The 22,640-nt window shown below is 38.2% G+C and carries 18 protein-coding genes and 8 tRNA genes; 16 read left to right on the plus strand and 10 right to left on the minus strand.

Features of this window, described 5'->3' with window-relative positions; translation table 11 throughout:
- Nucleotides 1–17 precede the first annotated feature (17 nt).
- From ACZ48L_RS00705 to ACZ48L_RS00730, 6 genes are all read right to left on the minus strand, one after another.
- Nucleotides 18–1,736 (minus strand): DEAD/DEAH box helicase, encoded by a 1,719-nt coding sequence (locus tag ACZ48L_RS00705; protein WP_025791697.1) that lies wholly within the window; start codon nt 1,734–1,736, stop codon nt 18–20.
- Nucleotides 1,737–1,801: 65 nt separating this feature from the next.
- A complete protein-coding gene (locus ACZ48L_RS00710; protein WP_008822312.1) occupies nt 1,802–3,019 on the minus strand; it encodes an LptF/LptG family permease in 1,218 nt (405 codons plus the stop codon).
- 10 nt (nt 3,020–3,029) lie between these two features.
- Nucleotides 3,030–4,157 carry a tRNA guanosine(34) transglycosylase Tgt gene (gene tgt, locus ACZ48L_RS00715; RefSeq protein WP_008822313.1) on the minus strand — a complete coding sequence of 376 codons (1,128 nt, stop codon included), beginning with the start codon at nt 4,155–4,157 and terminating at the stop codon, nt 3,030–3,032.
- Entirely contained in the window at nt 4,154–6,619 is a 2,466-nt protein-coding gene (gene lon / locus ACZ48L_RS00720; RefSeq protein ID WP_008822314.1) for an endopeptidase La, read from the minus strand. The genes tgt and lon overlap by 4 nt, the downstream gene beginning before the upstream one ends.
- A 109-nt stretch (nt 6,620–6,728) precedes the next feature.
- The gene (locus ACZ48L_RS00725) at nt 6,729–7,442 is read right to left on the minus strand and encodes a tRNA1(Val) (adenine(37)-N6)-methyltransferase (protein WP_025791698.1); all 714 of its coding nucleotides are present in this window, start codon (nt 7,440–7,442) and stop codon (nt 6,729–6,731) included.
- 21 nt (nt 7,443–7,463) lie between these two features.
- Nucleotides 7,464–8,492: a diacylglycerol/lipid kinase family protein gene (locus ACZ48L_RS00730; protein ID WP_025791699.1), complete on the minus strand. Its 1,029-nt coding sequence runs from the start codon at nt 8,490–8,492 to the stop codon at nt 7,464–7,466.
- 196 nt (nt 8,493–8,688) lie between these two features.
- On the opposite strand from ACZ48L_RS00730, the gene spt reads away from it, so the two are divergent.
- The 16 genes from spt (at nt 8,689) to ACZ48L_RS00810 (ending at nt 17,881) form a co-directional block, all read left to right on the plus strand.
- Complete coding sequence (gene spt, locus ACZ48L_RS00735; protein ID WP_008822317.1) at nt 8,689–9,879, plus strand: serine palmitoyltransferase; 1,191 nt, start codon at nt 8,689–8,691, stop codon at nt 9,877–9,879.
- 766 nt (nt 9,880–10,645) lie between these two features.
- Nucleotides 10,646–10,719 (plus strand) — tRNA-Pro (locus ACZ48L_RS00740).
- Nucleotides 10,720–10,756: 37 nt separating this feature from the next.
- Nucleotides 10,757–10,829: transfer RNA gene (locus ACZ48L_RS00745), tRNA-Gly, on the plus strand.
- 42 nt (nt 10,830–10,871) lie between these two features.
- Nucleotides 10,872–10,953, plus strand: a tRNA-Leu gene (locus ACZ48L_RS00750).
- Nucleotides 10,954–10,983: 30 nt separating this feature from the next.
- Nucleotides 10,984–11,067 (plus strand) — tRNA-Leu (locus ACZ48L_RS00755).
- A 40-nt stretch (nt 11,068–11,107) separates the two neighbouring features.
- Nucleotides 11,108–11,180 (plus strand) — tRNA-Gly (locus ACZ48L_RS00760).
- A gap of 42 nt (nt 11,181–11,222) precedes the next feature.
- Nucleotides 11,223–11,304, plus strand: a tRNA-Leu gene (locus ACZ48L_RS00765).
- 30 nt (nt 11,305–11,334) lie between these two features.
- Nucleotides 11,335–11,418: transfer RNA gene (locus ACZ48L_RS00770), tRNA-Leu, on the plus strand.
- A gap of 40 nt (nt 11,419–11,458) precedes the next feature.
- Nucleotides 11,459–11,531, plus strand: a tRNA-Gly gene (locus ACZ48L_RS00775).
- A gap of 34 nt (nt 11,532–11,565) precedes the next feature.
- On the plus strand, nt 11,566–12,105 hold the full coding sequence (locus tag ACZ48L_RS00780; RefSeq protein WP_008822318.1) for a hypothetical protein: 540 nt from the start codon (nt 11,566–11,568) through the stop codon (nt 12,103–12,105).
- A gap of 31 nt (nt 12,106–12,136) precedes the next feature.
- On the plus strand, nt 12,137–12,544 hold the full coding sequence (locus ACZ48L_RS00785; RefSeq protein ID WP_025790635.1) for a single-stranded DNA-binding protein: 408 nt from the start codon (nt 12,137–12,139) through the stop codon (nt 12,542–12,544).
- Nucleotides 12,544–13,866 (plus strand): gliding motility-associated protein GldE, encoded by a 1,323-nt coding sequence (gene gldE / locus ACZ48L_RS00790; protein WP_025790634.1) that lies wholly within the window; start codon nt 12,544–12,546, stop codon nt 13,864–13,866. Before ACZ48L_RS00785 ends, gldE begins: the two co-directional genes overlap by 1 nt.
- The gene (locus ACZ48L_RS00795) at nt 13,841–14,353 is read left to right on the plus strand and encodes a 4'-phosphopantetheinyl transferase family protein (RefSeq protein ID WP_081767841.1); all 513 of its coding nucleotides are present in this window, start codon (nt 13,841–13,843) and stop codon (nt 14,351–14,353) included. The genes gldE and ACZ48L_RS00795 overlap by 26 nt, the downstream gene beginning before the upstream one ends.
- Before the next feature lie 597 nt (nt 14,354–14,950).
- Entirely contained in the window at nt 14,951–16,093 is a 1,143-nt protein-coding gene (locus ACZ48L_RS00800) for a replication initiation protein (protein ID WP_081767842.1), read from the plus strand.
- Between the two features lie 126 nt (nt 16,094–16,219).
- Nucleotides 16,220–17,173, plus strand: a complete 954-nt coding sequence (locus ACZ48L_RS00805) for a hypothetical protein (RefSeq protein ID WP_025790629.1) — start codon at nt 16,220–16,222, stop codon at nt 17,171–17,173.
- A gap of 6 nt (nt 17,174–17,179) precedes the next feature.
- On the plus strand, nt 17,180–17,881 hold the full coding sequence (locus ACZ48L_RS00810; RefSeq protein WP_025790628.1) for a hypothetical protein: 702 nt from the start codon (nt 17,180–17,182) through the stop codon (nt 17,879–17,881).
- A gap of 27 nt (nt 17,882–17,908) precedes the next feature.
- On the opposite strand, the gene serB is transcribed toward ACZ48L_RS00810, so the two are convergent.
- The 4 genes from serB to buk all read right to left on the minus strand — a co-directional run bounded on the left by serB (nt 17,909) and on the right by buk (nt 22,640).
- Entirely contained in the window at nt 17,909–19,135 is a 1,227-nt protein-coding gene (serB, locus tag ACZ48L_RS00815; protein WP_199897289.1) for a phosphoserine phosphatase SerB, read from the minus strand.
- 378 nt (nt 19,136–19,513) lie between these two features.
- A complete protein-coding gene (gene sucD / locus ACZ48L_RS00820) occupies nt 19,514–20,386 on the minus strand; it encodes a succinate--CoA ligase subunit alpha (RefSeq protein ID WP_008822327.1) in 873 nt (290 codons plus the stop codon).
- Nucleotides 20,387–20,398: 12 nt separating this feature from the next.
- Nucleotides 20,399–21,538 carry an ADP-forming succinate--CoA ligase subunit beta gene (gene sucC, locus ACZ48L_RS00825; protein WP_025790626.1) on the minus strand — a complete coding sequence of 380 codons (1,140 nt, stop codon included), beginning with the start codon at nt 21,536–21,538 and terminating at the stop codon, nt 20,399–20,401.
- A 37-nt stretch (nt 21,539–21,575) separates the two neighbouring features.
- Nucleotides 21,576–22,640 carry a butyrate kinase gene (gene buk / locus ACZ48L_RS00830; protein ID WP_025790625.1) on the minus strand — a complete coding sequence of 355 codons (1,065 nt, stop codon included), beginning with the start codon at nt 22,638–22,640 and terminating at the stop codon, nt 21,576–21,578.

A 22,640-nucleotide genomic window follows, 5' to 3' on the forward strand; every position in this document is an offset into this window, starting at 1 on the left:
ACTATCATAATCAGATGTTATTTATTCCCAAGATTACGAAGCCATTTGAGTGGTTTCTTTATTAATGCTTTCAATCCGCTATCACTCTTAGAACTTGTCGGTAGCTCTTCTCGAATATCATACTTGGTACTTCTTCTTGCGCCCTTCTCGTTCGTGTTATGCAGACGATTGTTATTCTTCTTCTTTTTGTTGTTAGGCTTTTTGTTTTGTTGAGCGTTCGTCTTCTGACCAGCATCCTTATTATTTGCAGCCTCCTTGTCGTTTCGTCTGTTGTTGTTAGGCTTCGCCTGCTTGTCAGTTTGTCTGTTCTTATCTTGACGGTTATTCCGCTTGTTTGTTACTTTTGCATCTACAGCGTTGTTATTATTGTTCTGCTGTTCTTGCCCTTTGTTCTTCTGCTTGTTGTTAGATTTACGTTCTGACGTATTTTGTATTTTATTGTCAGAGGAACTTTGGCTCTGTTGTTCGGGACGCCTTGACCTTTGCTTGTAATTGCCTTGTTTCTTGTCTTTGTGGCTTTGCTGGTCTCGGTCCTTCCTCCTTCGGCTCTTTGCAGTGTTGCCTTTCTTAGGCTTTCCGACATCCTTGTATTCTGGTCCGTCTCCTAAATCATCTGGCAAGGCAACTTTCTCAACATCTTTCTCTAGGAAAGATTCTATCTGCTTGAAGTAGTAGATATCGTCAGCGCTAACAAAAGTGATAGCCTTTCCGTCACGGTCAGCACGAGCTGTTCTACCAATGCGATGCACATAATCTTCTGCATCATGTGGGACATCATAATTGATAACCATTGTAATGTCGTCAATATCAATACCGCGAGAAACAATGTCTGTAGCAACTAATACATCAATTTGCCCACTCTTGAATTTGAACATAACGTCATCACGTTGTGCCTGGTCAAGGTCGGAATGCATCTCTCCGCAGTTAATGTGCTTCCGGTTTAAAGAGGCTGTAATTTGCTTTACCTTTTGTTTGGAACCAGAGAAGATGATTACACGTTTTAAATCACCCGCTTTAAAGATATCCTTTATGATACCCATCTTCTGTGTCTCGTAGCAGACGTATGCCATTTGATGAATCTTCTCTGCAGGTTTACTAACTGCTAGCTTGATCTCTACGGGATTCTTGAGCAGTGTCTTCGCAAGCTCTTCAATCTTCTTTGGCATTGTGGCAGAGAACATGATGGTCTGACATGATGACGGTAATTTCTTCGCAATAGTCATAATGTCATCGGAGAAGCCCATGTCAAGCATACGGTCGGCTTCATCAAGAATAAAGAAACTTACCTTGGAAAGGTCAACATTGCCTAAAGAGAGATGAGAGATAAAACGGCCTGGAGTCGCAATAACGACATCAGCTCCCAACGAAAGGCTTTTAAGCTCTTGGTCATAACGGTTACCATCATTGCCACCATAGACTGCAACGCAGGATACACCATCAAGATAGTAAGCAAAGCCTTGCATAGCTTGGTCAATTTGTTGTGCTAACTCACGTGTTGGCGACATGATGACGCAGTTAATAGCAGCTTCAGGATATCCTCCATCTGCTAACTTTGAGAGAATAGGGAGGAGGTAAGCCGCCGTCTTTCCTGTACCAGTCTGCGCAACACCCAGTACGTCACGTCCCTTTAAAATCTCTGGTATGCACTTCTCCTGAACTGGTGTGCATTCGTCAAAACGCATGTCATATAGTGCGTCAAGTACGTTATCGTTTAAATCTAAATCTTCAAAATACATATCTTTTTATTTTTCCCTTCGTCTCAAAGGGTTATTTCTTGTTTCTTATTTATTTAATAGTCTTTTTAACTTGGAGCATGCCTATAGCAGAAATAGGCAATAACTGCAAAGATAATATTCGGAATCCATGCAGCCAGTATTGGTGGCGTGTCAGCCTGTATGGCAAAGGTTGCTGATACTGTCTGCAACATAATATAGCTGAAACTCAGCCCTAAACCTATACCTAAGTATAATCCCATTCCACCTTTTCGTTTTCTAGAAGATAGAGACAAACCTATAATGGTCAGGATAAAAGATGAGAATGACATAGCTATTCGTTTGTGGAACTCAACTTCATATTGAACAACGTTGCCAGAACCACGGCTGGTTTGTTTAGAGATATAATCAAGGAGCTCTGGTGACGTGAATGTTTCTTGCTGGCCTTTAGAATAAACCAGATCCGTAGGCTCCATCAATAAAACCGTATCCTTTAATGCACCACTTTGTATATGCTCTTTCAATCCCCTAAGCGTTCGTATTTTCCAGTTGCTTACCTTCCAATGATACTTGGTGTCAGCAACAGTATCATACTGAATCTCCATAGCAGTCATGTGGCTTACAATCTTTTTATCCTTGAATTTAACAAGTGAGAAGCCATAACCGCGTTTGTATTGATCGTCGTAGTGCTGGATGTAAGCTATAGTGTTTTTTGCCACTTGTAGTTGAACGTTTTCGGCTGATGTATTCTTCTTTGAGTTACGATATAGCGATTCGAAGTTCTGACGGATGACAGTTCCGTGTGGAATGACGAAACTATTTAAATAGAATGTCAATCCTGCTATCAGAATACATGAAATCATGTAAGGTCGCATTAGGCGTTTGATAGAGACACCTGCTGCCAACATTGCAATGACTTCGGAGTTACTTGCTAATTTCGAAGTAAAGAAGATTACGGCAATGAAAACGAAGAGGGGAGAGAAGAGATTAGAGTAATATGGGATAAAGTTTGCATAGTAATCAAAGATAATGGCTCTCCACGGAGCATGATATTGTGTAAACTTAGATAGATTTTCATTGAAGTCAAACACAATAGCAATAGATATGATTAACAGAATGGCATATATATACGTACCAATAAACTTACGTATAATATACCAATCTAGAATCTTTATGTATCGAGTAGGAGAGAGCATCATTAGTAGATGCCCTATTTTATTGATGAAGGGAAGCTTCCTGGAAGTCTTTAATCCAAGATGCTTCAGCCGTTTCTTTATTGTGTCAAGAATTACTTTGACTTTACTCATTTTGTTTCTCTTAAATTCTTCTTCCCAATTGCTCTATGATGGAAGCCTTCCACTGTACAAAGTCTCCTTGCTCAATATGAGAGCGTGCATCTGTAACAAGCCTAAGATAGAATGATAAGTTGTGAATGCTTGCTATCTGCATAGCAAGTAACTCTCCTGCTTTAAAGAGATGGTGGAGGTACGCTTTACTTGTAATTTGGTCAATTTCGCATCCCTCTGAATCTACAGGAGAGAAGTCCATTTCCCATTTTTTGTTGCGCATATTCATTGTACCTTGATAGGTGAATAACATTGCATTACGCCCATTGCGTGTTGGCATAACACAATCAAACATATCAACTCCACGTTCTATGGCTTCTAAGAGATTCTGTGGAGTCCCAACTCCCATTAAATAACGTGGTTTATCCTTAGGTAATATGTCATTGACAACCTCAATCATTTCATACATGATTTCTGTAGGTTCACCAACAGCCAATCCACCGATAGCATTTCCATCGGCTCCTTTATCTGCTACAAACTTTGCAGCTTCTCTTCTTAGGTCTTTATAAGTACAACCTTGAACAATAGGGAATAAGCTCTGTGAATATCCATAAAGAGGCTCTGTTTCATTGAAACGTTTTATACAACGATTTAGCCAACGTTGTGTCATGCCTAAGCTCTTTTTAGCGTATTCATAATCACTTTTCCCCGGAGGACATTCGTCAAGCGCCATCATAATATCTGCCCCAATAATACGCTCTGTGTCCATAACGCTTTCTGGTGTGAATATATGCTTTGAACCGTCTATGTGGCTTCTGAACTCACAACCTTCTTCTGAAAGTTTACGAATCCCAGTTAAAGAGAAAACTTGAAAACCTCCAGAATCGGTAAGGATGGGACGTTTCCATCCGTTAAAGCCATGTAAGCCACCAGCAGCCTTTAGGACCTCTAGGCCTGGGCGTAAATATAAGTGGTATGTGTTGCCCAGAATAATCTGAGCTTTAACCTGTTTGTATAGCTCATCGAAGTGAACTCCTTTGACAGATCCGACAGTACCAACAGGCATAAAAATTGGAGTTTTTATTTGTCCATGCGCTGTCGTGATTATGCCTGTGCGAGCATCACTTGCATTGTCAGTGTGTTGAAGTTCAAATGTCATTTCTTTGTTTCTACTTTATTCTCCTCAGTAATAGTAAATTCAATAGGATGATCTACCTTCTCTTTAGTGAGTGCAAAATCCCAAACCTGTTTGATGTTCTCTACATAATGAAATTCTAATCCTTTTCGATAAATCTCAGGAATCTCTTCAATATCTTTTTGGTTTTCTGTGCACATTACTATGTCCGTTATTCCTGCTCGTTTTGCAGCGAGAATCTTTTCCTTTATACCTCCTACGGGTAACACCTTTCCTCGGAGTGTTATCTCTCCTGTCATAGCTGTGTTTTTACGAACCTTGCGTTGAGTTAGGGCAGAGGCTATACTTGTAGCAATGGTTATTCCGGCTGATGGACCATCTTTTGGTGTAGCGCCCTCTGGCACATGGATGTGTATATTCCATTGCTCGAAAATACGAGGATCTATATTTAGTGATTCTACATGTGCCTTAACATACTCTAAAGCTATAATTGCAGATTCTTTCATTACGTCACCAAGATTACCTGTGAGTGTAAGTTTCCCTGCTTTACCTTTTGAGAGCGATGTTTCTATAAAAAGAATCTCTCCCCCAACACTGGTCCATGCTAAACCTGTGACAACTCCTGCATATTTGTTGCCTTGGTATATGTCACGTGTAAAAGGTGGCTTGCCAAGCAGATCTTCTAATGACTCGGGGCTAATCTTGGTATATGGTAATTGTTTGTCCATTGCTTGACGTAAAGCCAATTTACGCATAGCTTTATTTATTTGTTTTTCAAGCTGTCGGACACCACTTTCTCTTGTATAATTCTCTATGATTCGTTCTAACGCAGCCTTCGTAAACCTAGGCTTATCTTCCAACTTATCTAATCCTGTATTTTCTAGCTCTTTGGGAACAAGGTGGCGCTTTGCTATTTCAATCTTCTCTTCAGTGATATAACCAGAGACCTCTATTAACTCCATACGATCCAATAATGGACGAGGAATTGTATTTAAATCATTGGCTGTAGCTATAAATAGAACTTTTGAAAGATCATAGTCTAAGTCAAGATAATTGTCGTGAAAAGCATTATTTTGCTCTGGGTCTAAGACTTCTAATAGAGCCGATGATGGATCCCCATTGATAGTGTTTTGTGTAACCTTATCTATTTCATCAAGAATGAACACTGGATTAGAAGAGCCAGCCTTTTGTATATTCTTTATAATACGACCAGGCATAGCACCAATATAGGTCTTACGATGTCCTCTGATCTCAGACTCATCATGTAATCCTCCTAAGGAAACACGTACGTATTTCCGTTTCATAGCTTCAGCAATACTTTTCCCAAGACTTGTTTTACCTACTCCCGGAGGTCCATAGAGGCAAAGAATAGGAGATTTCAAACTTCCTCTTAATTGTAGTACAGCAATATATTCTAAAATACGGTCCTTAACCTTTTCCATTCCATAATGATCCTTGTCAAGTATACGTTTGGCACGTTTTAAATCAAGATCATCTTTAGTGTATTCATTCCATGGTAATGCAACCATGGTCTGCAGATAATTTACCTGTACACTATAGTCAGGACTCTGTGGATTAAGAGTATCTAATCTATCTAATTCCTTTTGGAAAGTCTTAGCTACTTCACTAGACCATTTTTTGGTTTTTGCTTTTTCCTGTAACTCTTTCTTCTCTGGGGTTGAGTCACCATCTCCTAATTCTTCCTTAATATTTTTAATTTGCTGATGAAGGAAATATTCCCGCTGTTGTTCATCTAGGTCTTCTCGTGTTTTTGAGCGGATGTCTTGCCTCAGCTGTTGGAATTGAATCTCTCGGTTGAGAATCTTCATCAACCTAAATAATCTGTCTTTTATGGAATTCTCCTGTAAGAGTAATATTTTGTCTTTTACAGGAAAAGGCACGGTAGAACATATGTAATTGACAGAAATGATGGGATTCTTGAGGTTGTCAATTGCAAACTGTGTGTCATCAGGAATATCATCGCTTTCTTGTATATATTCCTTTGCCACCAATTTCATGTCTTCAACGGCAGTTGTAAATTCTGGGTCTTTATCAGTATCGATTTCTTCTGGCAAGGATTCTGTAATACCTGACATGAATGGAGTTGTACTTGTGACTTTCTTTATTTTACACCTTCCAAGTCCTTGTAGAATAGCAGTCCGATTGTTATTCTCATATCCAGGCATATCAAAGGAACGTACAAAGCGTGCATATACTCCTATGTTATAGATATCTCCCTCGTTCGGATCGTTTACATTGCTATCCTTCTGACTAACAACAGCAATGATAGCATTAGGATTCTCCTCGAGATATTTTACTAGTGCTAAAGTTGGCTTCCTTCCTACGAGAATAGGTGAGAGGATTCCTGGAAACATAACAAGGTTACGTGTTACGAAGATAGGGATGTTACCTTCTACCTGTATATTCATATCTGGTATACCTCCTTCGTAATCAGTAAACATTTGTATTGAACTATTTTGTTTCATAAAAGTCTATTTATTCCAATTTAGCTTGCAAAGATACAAAATAAAAACGAAAGGCTGAAGAGTTGTAGATGCTTTAATTATTTAATATATATTATTGTTATATTTCGCCTTATTTGATATAAAAATCTTTAGTTAAATGCGAATACCATTCGGAACGTTCTCCTTTAGAGTTTAATAAAGTCTCTTTTACCACATTATATGTTGATCTTAATTGTTTCTTAAACATTATTAGGCAACGCTTGATATTCTTGGATTCTTTCGTCTTAATATTTATTACATAAGAGATTGATAAACCACTCATTATAGCTTCAGACTCAACAATTCCTCTATTTTCAAAAGGTATTATGATAGAGAATGTTCCATTGTCTTTTAGAAGTCGGGATGCATGGCGGCAAAGATCGCTGAAAGATAGTGTGTCAGTATGTCTGGAAAAACTCCTGTTTTGTACCTTATTTTTTAAGGAGTTGATAAAGAAGGGAGGGTTACTAACAATTGCATCGTATAATAGAGACTGTTTTTCATTGTCAGTTTGGAGACGAAAACTCTGAAGAGAGCTCTGGATAATATTTATACGCTCTGAGAATGGTGAATTTGCTACATTAGATGTAGCATCTTTCAGCGCACCTTTGTCTATGTCAATGGCATCGATAATAGAGTGTGGGTATCTTTGTGCCATCATTAAGGCAATTAATCCAGTTCCAGTACCAATGTCAAGAATCTTATTTCCGCCTTCTGCCCATGCGCCAAGGAGGACTCCATCAGTACCTACTTTCATTGCTGTATGAGACTGATTTATGTGAAATTCTTTAAACGTGAAACCCATTTGTTTTCGTAAAGGAACTTTTTATATATTAAGTTTCCGCAGTAAGTTCTTATTGATGGCTTGTACTTTCCGACTTTGTTTTATAAAGTCCTGCTTCATTAGGTCTATATTAAAAAATATTTCAGAAAAAGCAGTCTGAAGAATATTGGGCTGTCTGTCACCCCTGTCACCATTAGGATTTACTAGAATATGAATACCTTTTGGAACTATAGATATATCAACGTCAGCATCTGAGATTACAGGATCACCATCAAAGTGTATTAATCCAGCTTGTTTCCGATGAATGTGTAAGTGCTTTGCCTTGAAAGTTTTTATCTTTAGATTCTTATCAAGCGTTTTATTAAATAGTTCTATAGCTACCTGTGGAGCATCAATAATGTCAAAAGGTTCCATAATTATAATGTCAAGTAAACCGTCGCTCATTGAGGCTTGAGGGGCTATGTAAGCGTTATTGCCATATTGTGAAGCATTGGCTGCTGAGACTAGAAAAGCTTTGTAGTGCTGAATCCCATCTTCGTCCTCTATCTCGTAAGTCTCAGGAACATATTTGACTCCTTCTTCCAAAACCTGTTGTACGTAGGTAATCGGTCCACGTTTTCCTGCATTCGCAAATTTCATGGAGATAAATGCATCAAAGCCCATTCCACATGTACAAAAGAATGGGTGCTGGTTGATTATCCCATAATCTAAAGAGTGGATATCACACATATTAATTATGTCTATACATTTCTTTAGGTTCATGGGTAATCTTAAATGCCGTGCAAGTCCATTCCCTGAGCCACAAGGAAGTATAGCCATTGCAGTTTCAGTGTTGATTAGAGCTCTTCCTACCTCATTTACTGTTCCATCACCTCCAATAGCAACGACAATGTCTACTCCTTTTTCTGCAGCTTTTTTAGCAAGCTCTGTTGCATGACCAGCATATTCTGTTTCTGCTATGTCGTAATCAAACGTCTCTTTATCAAGTCGTTCTTCTATCAGCTTGGGGATTCCAGCCTTGCTGACAGTACCTGATATCGGGTTGAGAATGAAAATAATTTTCTTTTTCATTGTGCCTATGATAGTAAGCATATGCTTTATCAGGCAAAGATACATATTAATCATTATATTAAGCGTTTTTCAAAGGCTAAAAAACGTCTGGTGGACACTTTTCTATCTATTCTCTGCATTTTGTCGTTCTAAATTAGTATCTTTGCAACCTAAAATAATTTTACGTAGTCATTGACTACACCTTTTATTAATAATAATGGGACAGTTACAAGATAAGTACAAGAGCTATCGCGATCCTCAGAAGTTTATGGATGCCGGTGTGTATCCATATTTTCGAGAGATTACAAGTAAGCAAGGAACAGAGGTTACAGACATTGATGGCAATAAGATTCTAATGTTTGGCTCTAATGCCTATACTGGCTTGCCAAATGATCAACGTGTTATTGATGCAGCCCATCGTGCTCTTGATAAGTATGGATCAGGATGTGCCGGAAGTCGTTTCCTGAATGGTACGCTGGATTTGCATGTTCAATTGGAGAAAGAGCTAGCAGCCTTTGAAGGGAAAGACGAAGCACTTGTTTTTTCAACAGGATTCTCTGTAAATGCAGGTGTGATTGCTGTTGTTGTTGGTCGTGGAGATTATATCATCTGTGATGATCGTGACCACGCTAGTATCGTAGATGGCAGACGTTTGAGTTTTGCAACTCAGCTTCATTATAAGCACAATGATATGGAGGATTTGGAGCGTGTTCTTCAAAAACTTCCAAAGGAAGCTGTAAAATTAATCGTCGTTGATGGAGTCTTCTCAATGGAGGGTGATTTAGCTAATCTTCCTGAAATTGTGAGGTTAAAGCGTAAATACAACTGTTCTATAATGGTTGATGAGGCTCACGGTTTAGGTGTCTTTGGCCGCCAAGGAAGAGGTGTCTGTGACCACTTTCATTTAACAGATGAAGTTGATTTGATCATGGGAACATTCTCAAAGAGTCTTGCCTCTATTGGAGGTTTTATAGCTGGTGATAAAGATACTATTAATTATCTACGTCATACTTGCCGAACATATATTTTCTCAGCAAGTAATACTCCTTCTGCTACAGCTGCAGCTTTAGAAGCTTTACACATACTGGAAAAAGAGCCGGAGCGTATGGAGAATCTGTGGAAAGTTACAAATTACGCATTAAAGCGCTTTAAGGAAGAAGGTTTTGAGATTGGTGACACTGAAAGTCCAATCATCCCACTTTATGTTCGCGATATAGAAAAGACTTTCATTGTTACGAAGTTGGCTTATGAAGCTGGTGTGTTTATTAATCCCGTAATTCCACCAGCCTGTGCACCTCAGGACACACTTGTCCGTTTCGCCTTGATGGCCACTCATACGGAAGAACAGGTCGAGAGAGGAGTTCAGGCTCTGAAGAAGATCTTTAAAGAACAAGGTATTATAAAATAAAGAATATACTCTTGTATAATTTAATGTATAACAAAGAGGAAATACACATAACGGGTATTTCCTCTTTTCTATTTGTTTTGGGGCTCTATTTGATCTTATATGTCGGTGTTATATTCTTTTACAAATTAGAAGTGCATACTAGGTGAAAAGTGAAGTTGACTAGTTGTATCCTACTTTTGTAATATGCAGATGTCCAATGAGTTAGGAATCGTATTTTAAAAGAGCCTCTTTTGCAATGTAAAAGAGGCTCTTTTACTTCTCAAAAGGGCATCTTTTATCATGTAAAAGGATATGTTTTGCATAATAAAAGGGTATCTGTTATTTTATGAATATGAATACTTCTTACAAAAAAGAGCCTATTGTATAACTAGGCATGCTTGTAGTTTGGTATAATTCATTATTCAAAATTTAATTAAATTCAAATATAAAGAAAGGTTAATAACATAATATAGCGTATAAAATATATGTCTATATGCTAAGGAAAGGATTTTTCTTATTTAGGAAAAGTCCCAAAGCGAAACGATTCCGCTAGATATATAACAATGTGCTTGTAGATAGGGAAATTTTATTTGGTTGTTGTTTTAGGTTTGACACTCAAATGTTTACGCAGATAATCCATTGTTTTGTCTTATTGTTAGTCTTGTCTTCTCGATAAAAAAGTATCGCATTTTAGAAAAAAAACTATGAAAAACTTTGCAGAGTAAAAAAGAAATAGTACCTTTGCACTCGCAATTCGGAAATGACTTCTTTCATTTAAGAATAGCAACGGGGTGTAGCGCAGCCCGGTAGCGCTCCTGGTTTGGGACCAGGCGGCCGCAGGTTCGAATCCTGTCGCCCCGACAAAGTCTAGCCCTTTGGTGAAAGGAAGACGTTAAATGCGGCAATAGCTCAGTTGGTAGAGCACGACCTTGCCAAGGTCGGGGTCGCGAGTTCGAGTCTCGTTTGCCGCTCATTGACATTCCAAATTAAGTTCCAGAGTTTTTCTCTATTATGCCCAGGTGGCGGAATTGGTAGACGCGCACGTTTCAGGTGCGTGTGTTTCACGACGTGCAGGTTCGAGTCCTGTTCTGGGCACACTTCTATTTGGAGTGTCAGGTATATGCTGGAGAGGTGGCGGAATTGGTAGACGCGCTACTTTGAGGGGGTAGTGAAAATTGTTTCGTGGGAGTTCGAGTCTCCTCCTCTTCACATAGATTCTAGATGTAAGTTGTTGCTTACAGTTTTTAATGCGGCAATAGCTCAGTTGGTAGAGCACGACCTTGCCAAGGTCGGGGTCGCGAGTTCGAGTCTCGTTTGCCGCTCATTGACATTCCAAATTAAGTTCCAGAGTTTTTCTCTATTATGCCCAGGTGGCGGAATTGGTAGACGCGCACGTTTCAGGTGCGTGTGTTTCACGACGTGCAGGTTCGAGTCCTGTTCTGGGCACACTTCTATTTGGAGTGTCAGGTATATGCTGGAGAGGTGGCGGAATTGGTAGACGCGCTACTTTGAGGGGGTAGTGAAAATTGTTTCGTGGGAGTTCGAGTCTCCTCCTCTTCACATAGATTCTAGATGTAAGTTGTTGCTTACAGTTTTTAATGCGGCAATAGCTCAGTTGGTAGAGCACGACCTTGCCAAGGTCGGGGTCGCGAGTTCGAGTCTCGTTTGCCGCTCATTATAAAGAGAAACATACAGAACATTATCCTTATGAATTTATATATTAGATATTTCGATAATGAAGTATTAGTACATAACGCTGAAGAAGCTTTAGATTTCTTAAGTACAATCCCAGATATTCAGTTAACGCCAGACTTGGAAGCTGATATAAGAAATTATGCGGCTAATGATGTTTTCTATCCTAAACGTTATAAGGTTCGCCCACGTGTTTATTTTATTGTCATAAAAACTGAGGCTGCAACTATGATGGATTTTAAACAAAAAAAAGCGCTTCGTCCAAGTGGAGATGTAATACAGCGTAAAGACAATACCGCAATTATGCATCTTAATGAAGAATGTGAGGGGTGGTATGAAGGTGAATTCGACTTCAAGCGCGTTGTACTAATTCCCTCTTCTGGTAAACATGAATATCGTGATACTCATTTCGTGGCACGATGTAAAGCTGTTTCTGGTTGGGATTGTTACAACAGAATTATTGACTATCTAAAAGAAAGAGTTGATAGTAGAAGTCAATTCCCATCTGCTAAAGGTAAGAATTTTAAATTTAAATATCTAGGTATGTGGAAGTAATTCTACATGACTTTATTATGATTCTTCCGATATGAATAAGGTAATGCTGATAGGTAATGTTGGTCGCGATCCAGAAGTTCGCTATTTCGAGGCAGACCAATGTGTTGCTTCTTTTACCTTGGCAACAACAGAACGAGGATATGTTCTGCCGAATGGTACGTCCGTTCCTGATCGTACAGATTGGCATAATATTGTTCTTTTTAAAGGACTTGCCAAATATGCAGAGAAGTATATCCATAAAGGGGACAAGATTTATATCGAAGGACGTATTCGCAATCGGTCTTATGATGATAAGAAAGGGATGCGTCGATTTGTTACTGAGATATATGCTGATAATCTTGAATGGTTGTCTACTCCTCGTAAGGTAGAAAATACTGGTGAGGAAAGTAGTGTAGGTAATAGTGTAGCATCTTCAGATAACTCAAATTTACCGTTTTGATGAATTCATCATTATTTGACATTTCTTCTTATATAAGTGTACATCCAATAAGTCTTAATGTTGCTATAGCAATCTTTTTTGCTATTGCTCTTCTTTTGCTTTCTGCTTTTGCGAGTGCATCTGAGATAGCTTTTTTTAGTTTGTCCCCTGTAGATGTTGATGCATTAGAGCCTGACAAACGTCCTTCAGATAAGCTGGTTCAAGAACTGAGAGATGATAATGAGCGAACATTGGCTACTATTCTGATAACGAATAACCTTGTCAATGTCGCTATTATTATGCTTTGCAATTATATTTTCGATAGTCTTTTAACTTTTGGCGTAAAATGGTTGCAGTTCTTGTGTGTAACAATTCTGTTGACATTTCTTTTGTTGCTTTTTGGTGAAATAGCACCGAAAGTGTATAGTAGGAAAGCTCCTTTACAATTTTGTAGGCGTGCCGCGAATGGTGTTTTATTTTTTCGTCGCTTATTTTGGCCTATTGAAACAATCTTATTAAAGAGTGGAACATTTGCAGAAAAGGTGGTACAGAAAGAAAATCGACAACTTTCCGTTGATGATCTTGAGCAGGCCTTGCAGCTGACAGATAAGAGTGATATAAAGGATGAGAGGAAGATGCTTCAAGGAATTATACGCTTTGGTGATGAAACAGCGAAAGAGGTGATGACTTCTCGACAAGACATCGTAGATTTAGATATTCATTGTCCCTATGAAGATGTTTTGAAATGTATAGTTGATAATAACTATTCTCGTATTCCAATATTCCAAGATAACCAGGATAATATTCGAGGAGTTCTTTATATTAAGGATTTATTGCCCCATCTATCGAAACCAGCAAACTTTAGATGGCAAAGTCTTATTAGGCCTCCTTATTTTGTTCCAGAGACGAAAAAGATAGATGATCTTTTACGTGAATTTCAGGAGAATAAGGTGCATATTGCTATTGTTGTAGATGAATTTGGTGGTACAAGTGGAATTGTGACCTTAGAAGATATATTGGAGGAAATTGTCGGGGAGATAAATGATGAGTATGATGAGGAGGATCATAATTATACGAAACTAGCTCCAAATACGTATATCTTCGAAGGTAAGACCCTCCTAAATGATTTTACTAAAATTCTTAATCTTCCCGATGATGAGTTTGATCTCGTTGAAGGTGATGCCGATTCATTAGCTGGTTTACTGTTGGAGATTAAAGGAGACTTCCCAGCTATTCATGAGATATTGAAGTATAAGAACTATACCTTTGAGATTTTAGCAATAGAAGAGAGAAGAATTAGTAAAGTGAAAGTTACTATTGGTTGTGGAACGGATAATAACTGATATTGATGAGAAGATTAAGGTTGGAGTTCTTCCAATAGAAACTGGTAGGGAAGCTGAAAAGAAAGGAGAGTTAAGACTCCTTACTTTAATGCTTGGCTATACACCTATTATATCTCATAATTCAGATGGTAAGCCCTTTATTGAAGGATACAATATTAGTATTTCTCACACTAAAGGCTATGTCGCAATTATTATTTCTCGTTTTTTTGAGGTTGGTGTTGATATAGAATATCCTGCTGATCGTGTTCTTAGGATAGCTTCTCGGTTTTTAAGAGACGATGAACCTTTTAATGATATAGACTCTTGCTTGACAGCATGGTGTGCAAAAGAAGCAGTCTATAAGCTCTTTTCTTCTGATCATTTAGGCTTCCATGATATGAAGGTAGATGTTTTTGCACGAAAAGTAAAAGTCTTGAAGCATGGTCTCATTGTTAAATTTGTCCGTAAAAAATCTACCAATTTTTTGTTGACTTATTGTTGGAGGTAACATCCTTAATTTCTATAGTTAATTTAATGTATATAAGACTCTAATACTATTTAATTTCATTCCTAATTTATTATTTCTTGGTTTAATTCTTAATTATCATATAGCCATTAATGAAAAAAGATTAATTTTTGCACCGGTTCTTACTTTTAACTTGCTTTTATTGTATTTATTTTTTATCTTTGCCATAGTCATTTAACAAACAAGAGTTGTTATTTAAAATTTAATCTAATTAACTGGAGGTTATTAATATGAAAGAGACTAAAACCTTAGAGATTATTGAAGACTTTGAGTATGAAAATCAAAGTAATCAAGGGAATGATTCAGATGAGCAATTATTAGGAGGTGAAATATGGTATAATTAATTATCAGATTTTACATTCTTATTTCATTTATTATCTAGAGGGAGCATGTCTTATGTAAGAAGGTATGCTCCTTCTTTTTTTTTATAATAACTGTTTTCTTTATCAGGAATTATAGTTATTGTTGGTTTATGTGTATATCATTTTTGAAGGATTTGCAAGATTGTTCAGAAAAAAGGTGTATCTTTGTAGCTAAAAGCTATTAGAATAATACATGGCAAAGGCTAATAACAAAGAAATGACTGGTAAAACAACCACCAAGAAGACCATCCGTAAGCGTGGAGCTAAGGCACAGAAAGCTCCTGTTAAACGAGGAATATCTAATGATCTTATTCCTATTGAAGAAGAAACTTGGCTATTGCAACCTATAGCTGTTACGATGATGCGTCATGACTATTCTCTTATACAAGTCAGGATTTTAGTATCAATTGTTGAGAGTCTACAATCTATTTTGCATGGAATTCTGAATAACAAACGTGGTTTTCAGCTTGATTTATTCCAAACGGATGAATTGGATGAGGATGGGCGTATGCCTATAAAGTTGCCTTTTAAAGAATTGGGAGTTGATCCTAATCATTATCCTCAGTTACGTAATTCCTTAAAAATGCTAGCTTCTATCCCTGTAGAAATCCCATACAAGACTGCAGAAGGAAGAAAGTATACTAAAGCTACGAATCTTTGTGATGTTTATATTCCAGAAGATCGTTCTTATAATAAGTATGCTATTCTTAAACTTGATCATACTGTGGCGGAGAGATTAGTCTCTTTGGATTTTGGATATCACAGACTAGGGAAACAAATTGTTTTTGCTTGTAAGAATCGTTATACTCAGCGTATCTATATGTTTATCGAATCATGGGTTGAGAAAGGGCGTACTGTAATTAAGACCATTGATTTTCGTAAGATGTTACGTTTAGAGAATAATTACAAAAAGTTTTCAGATTTCTGCCGTCGTGTACTTGATCCTGCTATGCAAGAACTGAAGGAACTCTCTGAAAAAGGTTTTTGTGATTGTTATTTTGAGTATGATAAAAAGTACGATCATGGGCAGCGTGGAGGTGAGCCTGATGAGCTTATATTTGTTATCTATAGAACAAAAGACAAGATGAATGTTCAATTGCAAGAAATGACTCAAACTCAGCGTCGTCAGTTCCAGCAGTATCTTGTTCAGTATTTCGACTTCACTCCTGTTAATGCACAGCAGATGGCTGATCGCATTACTGCAGAGACTTATCAAGAAGCTGTGCAGAAATTGATGAGCTTACGAGATCGTTTCACAAGTTCATTTGTGAAGGATAAGGCTGCGTATACATTCAAAAGTCTTGATGATTTATTAAAATCTAAAGAAATTCCTAATACAGTTGTCGAGGAAGTGCAATAGGGTAGCGTATAATAGGAACTTCCCTTTGTAAAATAGGAGATTGCCTATAGGCTTTTTGCTGTTAGTAAGTTACTTTTGTAATATAAATATAAGATCACAGTAAGAATCTCTTAAAAAGTAACTGATATGAAGTATATTCGTTTAAATATTTTGTTTTTGAGCTTGTTAAGCTTTACGTTTACTTCTTGTGGTACTATGTTTTCTGTAGGAACCGGGGTTGGAGGACCTATAGCTTCTTCTGGATCAGAGTATTATGATGATGGATATGGTTTTGGTTATGGAAGCCGTTATGGTCGTATAGCTTATGATGAAGCAAGGAGAGAAGCATTATTTCTTTCAGATAAAATGGCTTATGAGCTTGGGTTAACTAATGCTCAGTATGAAGCTGTATATGAAATAAATCTGGATTATTTGTTGAATATGCAAGGAGAAAATACTCTTTTTGGTAATTATTGGGCACGTCGTAATAGTGATTTATTCTATGTTTTGGATGCCCGTCAATATAATTATTTTGTAGGCAACGACTATTTCTATCGTCCTGTTTATTGGCGTGACAATAGTTATGCTTATCGGGTTTATAACCGTTATGCAGATAGAAATGTCTTCTATCGTCCTCGTCCTGTTGATTATATGACATATCGTGGTGGGAGAAACAGGCTGGCAGATAGTTATTATGCTGGAAGATTTGGACGTCGTTCAGGACAGCCTATCGTAGTAGACCGTGTAGGTGGATATCAAGAAACTTATCAGAATGGACATACGTGGAGTGAAGCCAAGAGAAGTCCTTCGTATGATCAGCAGGGCCGTAACAGCTTTGGCAATGCGAGTCGTGGTAATTTTAATACTCCGCCTCGTTCATCTAGCCAAGATCCTGTACCTGCACCTCGCCCTTCCAATGGCAGTCAAAGTTCTTTTGGAAATATGTCGAGAGGTAGTTACTCTTCTCCATCTCAGACATATAACCAAAGTTTTGGTGGAGCACGTCAGAGAACAGAGACGTTTCAGCCTACTCCGGGACAATCCAGTAGCACGCGTACTGATGTACCTGTAAACAGAAGTAGTTTTGGTGGACATAGATAATCGTAAATGAAGATTTCAAATATAAATCGTTCAAGGGTAGTCTCTGCTATGGTCAGAGGCTACTTTCATGCTTTTTTTTCGGGTCAAGCTGATGCAATTTTCCCACAGAAGTCTCGTTTAGAAGCGTGTGTTTATAAAAAGCTGTTGGTTGCTAGCTTTGATAAATTGGCAACTAATTTTGTATCTGTGCTTTTCCCCATCCTTGTCCGTTTGAATTACTCTGATATAGATGCTGTTACTGAAGATATGAGACGGCGACATTTCTCGGAGGCAACTCCTTCTAAGATATTGTTACGTTATGCCTGCAAGACTAAAGAGTTGTATGAATTCGTGACATCAGAATATCAGAAACAGGTTTATGAACTACTTAATGGACATCTGCAATCTGTTGAGGATTTTTTTGATGATTGTCCAACTCTTTTGGCTGATGATAGTATACCTGTCCCTTTGGCTATTCGTTCAATAGTGCGAGTTCAGATGCAAGCCTATGCGTTGGGGATAACACAAGCTCAAACAGAGATTAACAATCTGCGTCAAACTACAATATATCGCTTGATGCTTTCTGGTATGGTGACATTGTTACATGAGACTCCAGTCAACTTTTCTGGTGATAATCTGGAAATGATGTTCAGGAAAGTCTCTTTAAATTCTGATAATTTCGAAAGTCTTATGAACGAGATGAACCAAGCTTATGAGGACTTAGTATAGACCGATATGTAGCTAGAAGAAGTATTACTATAGTTTTCCTGCATCTCCTAGATAGCTATCTTTAAAGCCAAGAAAATAGAGTACACCATCGAGTCCAATAGTTGTAATATTCTGCTCAGCAGTAGCTCGAACTCGTGGTTTTGCATGGAAAGCAATACCTAATCCTGATTCGGTAATCATTGGTAGGTCATTTGTCCCATCTCCAACAGCAATTGTTTGAGCTAGGTTTACTTTTTCAACCTGCGCTATTAATTTAAGGAGCTCAGCCTTTCTTTTCCCGTCTATAATCTCTCCAAGATATCGCCCAGTAAGTTTATTGTTACTATCAATCTCTAATTCATTAGCATAAACATAATCAATATCATATTTACGTTGTAGATATTCACCAAAATAAGTAAATCCACCACTTAAGATAGCTATTTTATAGCCACATTGTTTTAATATAGTCATCAATCGATCTACACCTTCTGTAATAGGCATTGTCTCTGCAATTTCTTGCATGACGCTCGCATCAAGCCCTTTTAGTAGTGCTACACGTTTGATAAAACTTTCTCTAAAATCAATCTCACCACGCATAGCACGTTCAGTGATTTCTGCTACTTCTTTTCCTACTCCTGCTCGTTTAGCTAGTTCGTTTATACATTCAGTTTGGATAAGAGTTGAATCCATATCAAAGCAGATTAACCTTCGCATGCGTCTGTACATATTATCTTCTTGGAAAGAAAAGTCTATTCCTTGCTCATGACTCATTAGCATTAATTCGGCTTGCATCTCTTCATTATTGTTGGGAGTACCACGCAGGGAGAACTCTATGCAGGCTCTGACATGCTGGTTCTGCTTGTATATACTCTGGCGGCCTGTGAGTCGACGGATAGAGTCTATATTAAAGCCTTGTGCAGCAATGACCTTTGTTATTGCCTCGATATTCTTTGCTGATAGTGAGCGCCCAATGATTGTCAAAATATATCTATTCTTCCCTTGGTTGTTTACCCAGCTTTCATATTCCTCGTCAGATACGGGTGTAAAGCCTATGTTTACCCCTAGTTCCGTGGCTTTAAATAGTAGTTCTTTCATAATTTGTCCTGATGACAGTTCATTACTTCGTATTAATATTCCTAATGATAAAGTTGAATGAATGTCAGCCTGGCCAATATCAAAAATATGTGCATTATATTTTGCAAGAATCGTCATGACAGAAGCTATAAGTCCTGGTCTATCTTGTCCTGTTATTCTAATTAGAATCTGTTCCTCCATTAGTTCTGTTCTCTTTTTGATAAATGAATGATTGTAGGCACAAAAGTAATTCTTTTCTTTGAGGTAGACAACTCATAATTCTTTAAATTATACGATGAGATGTCGAGTTGCATGATAGAGTTTGGTGTTAGCCATTCGCACATTATGTGTTTGCCCTCCACTCTTTATGTGTTTATACTTAACACTGGATGTGCTTGCTATTAGCACAAGATTTATTATGTATATTTATCTAACGAGTAACTATATGTTTCTTGTAATAAGGTAATAATATAAGTTGTAAAGCTTAGTTACTTGGAAAGTCCTTATATAATAAAAAATCCCCAGTATAGCTTATCTTAATTTGCTATTGGGGATTTTTTCTGTTATAATTCTTGTATATTATTTCTTCAATTGCCTTTTCAGAAGTTCTGGAATCTCACTTGTTTCTTTTGCGACAGGAACTCCGACAGCTTCAAAAGCTGCAATCTTCTCGCTTGCAGAGCCTGAGCCACTGGAGATAATAGCACCAGCATGTCCCATTTGTTTACCTTGTGGTGCCTGTTGTCCAGAGATGAATACTGCTACAGGTTTTGTGATATTTTTCTTGATAAACTGTGCTGCACGTTCCTCTGCATCACCTCCAATCTCACCAATAAGTGCAATACTATCAGTTTCGGGATCGTCTTGGAACATACGGAGAAGATCCTCAAAATAAAGTCCTACAACGGGGTCTCCACCTACACCTACAGCTGTTGATTGTCCCAATCCTGCTTGAGTTAGATTATATACGACTTCGTATGTAAGAGTTCCACTTCTACTGATCACGCCTGTGTGTCCCTTTTTGAAGATGTTAGTAGGCATGATTCCTGCCATACTTTCTTCTGGGGAAATTAGTCCAGGACAGTTAGGGCCTATAACTTGAACTCCTTTTATTTTTGCATATCGTTGTGCTAGGACAGCATCAAGTGTAGGTACTCCTTCTGTAATGCAGATAACTAATTTGATACCTCCATCTATCGCCTCAAGCATTGCATCTTTTGCAAATGGGGCTGGGACAAATATTATAGAGGTATTGGCGCCTGTTGCTGCTACAGCATCTTTGACTGTATTAAAAACAGGAATGCCGCATACTTCTTGCCCTGCTTTGCCTGGTGATGTACCACCAACTACATTAGTACCATATTCTTTCATCTTAGAGGCGTGGAAACTTCCATCACGGCCTGTGATTCCTTGTACAATTAACTTTGTATCTTTATTGATTAGAATACTCATAGCTATTATCTTTTAAAGGTTCTTACTAAGTTCGACAGCTTTATGCCCTGCATCTGACATACTCGTTCCTACTGTGAATTGGGTTTCTTCAAGTATGGAACGGCCTTCAGCTTCGTTGGTTCCTGTTAAACGGATAACTATAGGAATGTCTGTCTTGAGTATCTTGAAAGCTTCAATTAATCCTTTAGCAACATCATCGCATCGAGTGATACCACCAAAAATATTAATAAGTACGACCTTTACGTGTTTGTCACCCAATAATAATCTCATTGCTTCTACAATTTTCTCAGGATTTGAGCTTCCGCCAATATCTAGGAAATTAGCTGGTTCACCACCATAGAGCTTGATCATATCCATGGTTGCCATAGCCAATCCTGCACCATTTACCATGCAGCCTATGCTTCCTCCAAGGTTTACATAGCTGAAACCTTTGTCTTTTGCTTCTCGTTCCTTACGCTCTTCTGGAGTTGGTTCAAAAAGTTCGGCAACATCAGGATGTCTATAAAGAGCATTGTCGTCAAATGTCATTTTTGCATCAATAGCCTTTAATGAGCCATCTTTTAGCATTACCAATGGATTTATTTCAGCTAGAGAAGCATCTTTCTCCGTAAAGAGTTTATAGATATTCTTGAAGATAGGAACTGCTTGTTTTACTTGAGCCATATCATCAAATAGCTTGAATGCCGCTTCTCGTGCAAGATAATCACTCATTCCAATGACAGGATCAATTATGATTTTTTCAATCTTCTCGGGCGTTTCCTTTGCAACTTGCTCTATGTCCATACCGCCAGCACGACTCAGCATAAGCATAGGGCACTTTGATTTCCTATCAACTAAGATACTCATGTAATATTCTGAAGCGATATCAACGGCCTCACTGACTAATACACGATCAACGGTAAACCCCTTAATATTCATACCGAGAATGGCTTCTGCATGTTGCCGAATTTCCGTTTCATTACTTCCTAATTTGACTCCACCAGCTTTTCCTCTACCACCAGTGTGTACTTGTGCCTTAACAACGGCTTTTTCTAAACCTAACTTCTTGTAGGCTTCAACTGCTTCATCGGGAGTTCGACAGATGATATTTCTGTCGACTGGGAGCCCATAACTAGCAAAGAATTGCTTCGCCTGATATTCATGTACTTTCATAAGATTTGGTTTTATTTAAAATTATATTTGATAAATACTAATAATCTTGTGCTAATCGTTCTCCGCGTAATACTGATAAGGCATTCTCTGTCAGTGCCTGCATTTCATCTTGACCTGGATAAACATATACTGGAGCAAGAAAGCTTATACGTCTTTTCAGACGATCAATGATATATTCTGAGCGAGCCATACCACCTGTAAGGAGGATAGCATCCACTTTTCCATATAAAACAGCCCCTTCTGCCACTATGTTTTTTGCAATATGCCATATCATGGCTGACACAATGGCTTCAGCATGTTTGTCACCTGCTTTTATCCAAGTCATGACCTCTTTAAGGTCATTAGTTCCAAGATGAGCCATTAGCCCTGCTTGCCCGCTTACCTTCTTTAATAATTGTTCTTCTGTGTATTTACCACTAAAGCATAGATGAATTAAGTCAGCTGCAGGTAAGGTCCCAGCTCGTTCAGGAGAAAAAGGCCCTTCGCCGTCCAGTGCATTGTTAGCATCAATAGCACGTCCATGATCATGTGCTGCAATAGAAATTCCACCTCCTAGATGGCAGATGATAAGATTTAACTTCTCGTAGCTTGTTCCCATGTCTTTCGCAAATCTCCTACCAATTGCCTTTTGATTGAGTGCATGCCAGATACACATACGTGGCATGAGAGGTGAACCAGAAATATGTGCTTCTGGCTCCATTTCATCGACGACACCAGGGTCAGCGATGAAACTTCTACATCCAGGAATCTCTCTTGCAATTTCATCAGCAATCATACAACCAAGGTCACATGCGTGCTGATGTATAGCTTGCTGCTGATCTATTATCATCTTCTCTGTTATTGTAAAGACGCCACTAGAGACAGGCTTAGCTAATCCTCCACGACCAATGACAGCATCAAAGTCTAATGGTATATTCCTTTTTTCTAGCTCATTTATAACTACTTGCTTTCGAAAGTGATATTGGTCAGATATACGTTTGAAGGGTTTTAATTGCTCCTGCGTATGTGTAATGTCTGCCATAAATATTGGCTGATCATCATTTGCGAGGGATATTTTCGTTGATGTTGAGCCCGGATTTATAGCAAGAATCTTATATGCCAT

The organism is Prevotella histicola, assembly GCF_055385135.1.

Bases quoted from the DNA above. Each gene is read 5' to 3' on its own strand.
- gldE (WP_025790634.1), top strand. From the start codon at position 12,544: ATGAATTCATCATTATTTGACATTTCTTCTTATATAAGTGTACATCCA.
- ACZ48L_RS00780 (WP_008822318.1), top strand. From the start codon at position 11,566: ATGAATTTATATATTAGATATTTCGATAATGAAGTATTAGTACATAAC.
- spt (WP_008822317.1), top strand. From the start codon at position 8,689: ATGGGACAGTTACAAGATAAGTACAAGAGCTATCGCGATCCTCAGAAG.
- ACZ48L_RS00705 (WP_025791697.1), bottom strand. From the start codon at position 1,736: ATGTATTTTGAAGATTTAGATTTAAACGATAACGTACTTGACGCACTA.
- lon (WP_008822314.1), bottom strand. From the start codon at position 6,619: ATGAAACAAAATAGTTCAATACAAATGTTTACTGATTACGAAGGAGGT.
- ACZ48L_RS00810 (WP_025790628.1), top strand. From the start codon at position 17,180: ATGAAGATTTCAAATATAAATCGTTCAAGGGTAGTCTCTGCTATGGTC.
- ACZ48L_RS00805 (WP_025790629.1), top strand. From the start codon at position 16,220: ATGAAGTATATTCGTTTAAATATTTTGTTTTTGAGCTTGTTAAGCTTT.
- serB (WP_199897289.1), bottom strand. From the start codon at position 19,135: ATGGAGGAACAGATTCTAATTAGAATAACAGGACAAGATAGACCAGGA.
- ACZ48L_RS00710 (WP_008822312.1), bottom strand. From the start codon at position 3,019: ATGAGTAAAGTCAAAGTAATTCTTGACACAATAAAGAAACGGCTGAAG.
- ACZ48L_RS00785 (WP_025790635.1), top strand. From the start codon at position 12,137: ATGAATAAGGTAATGCTGATAGGTAATGTTGGTCGCGATCCAGAAGTT.
- ACZ48L_RS00725 (WP_025791698.1), bottom strand. From the start codon at position 7,442: ATGGGTTTCACGTTTAAAGAATTTCACATAAATCAGTCTCATACAGCA.
- sucD (WP_008822327.1), bottom strand. From the start codon at position 20,386: ATGAGTATTCTAATCAATAAAGATACAAAGTTAATTGTACAAGGAATC.
- sucC (WP_025790626.1), bottom strand. From the start codon at position 21,538: ATGAAAGTACATGAATATCAGGCGAAGCAATTCTTTGCTAGTTATGGG.
- ACZ48L_RS00730 (WP_025791699.1), bottom strand. From the start codon at position 8,492: ATGAAAAAGAAAATTATTTTCATTCTCAACCCGATATCAGGTACTGTC.
- buk (WP_025790625.1), bottom strand. From the start codon at position 22,640: ATGGCATATAAGATTCTTGCTATAAATCCGGGCTCAACATCAACGAAA.
- tgt (WP_008822313.1), bottom strand. From the start codon at position 4,157: ATGACATTTGAACTTCAACACACTGACAATGCAAGTGATGCTCGCACA.
- ACZ48L_RS00800 (WP_081767842.1), top strand. From the start codon at position 14,951: ATGACTGGTAAAACAACCACCAAGAAGACCATCCGTAAGCGTGGAGCT.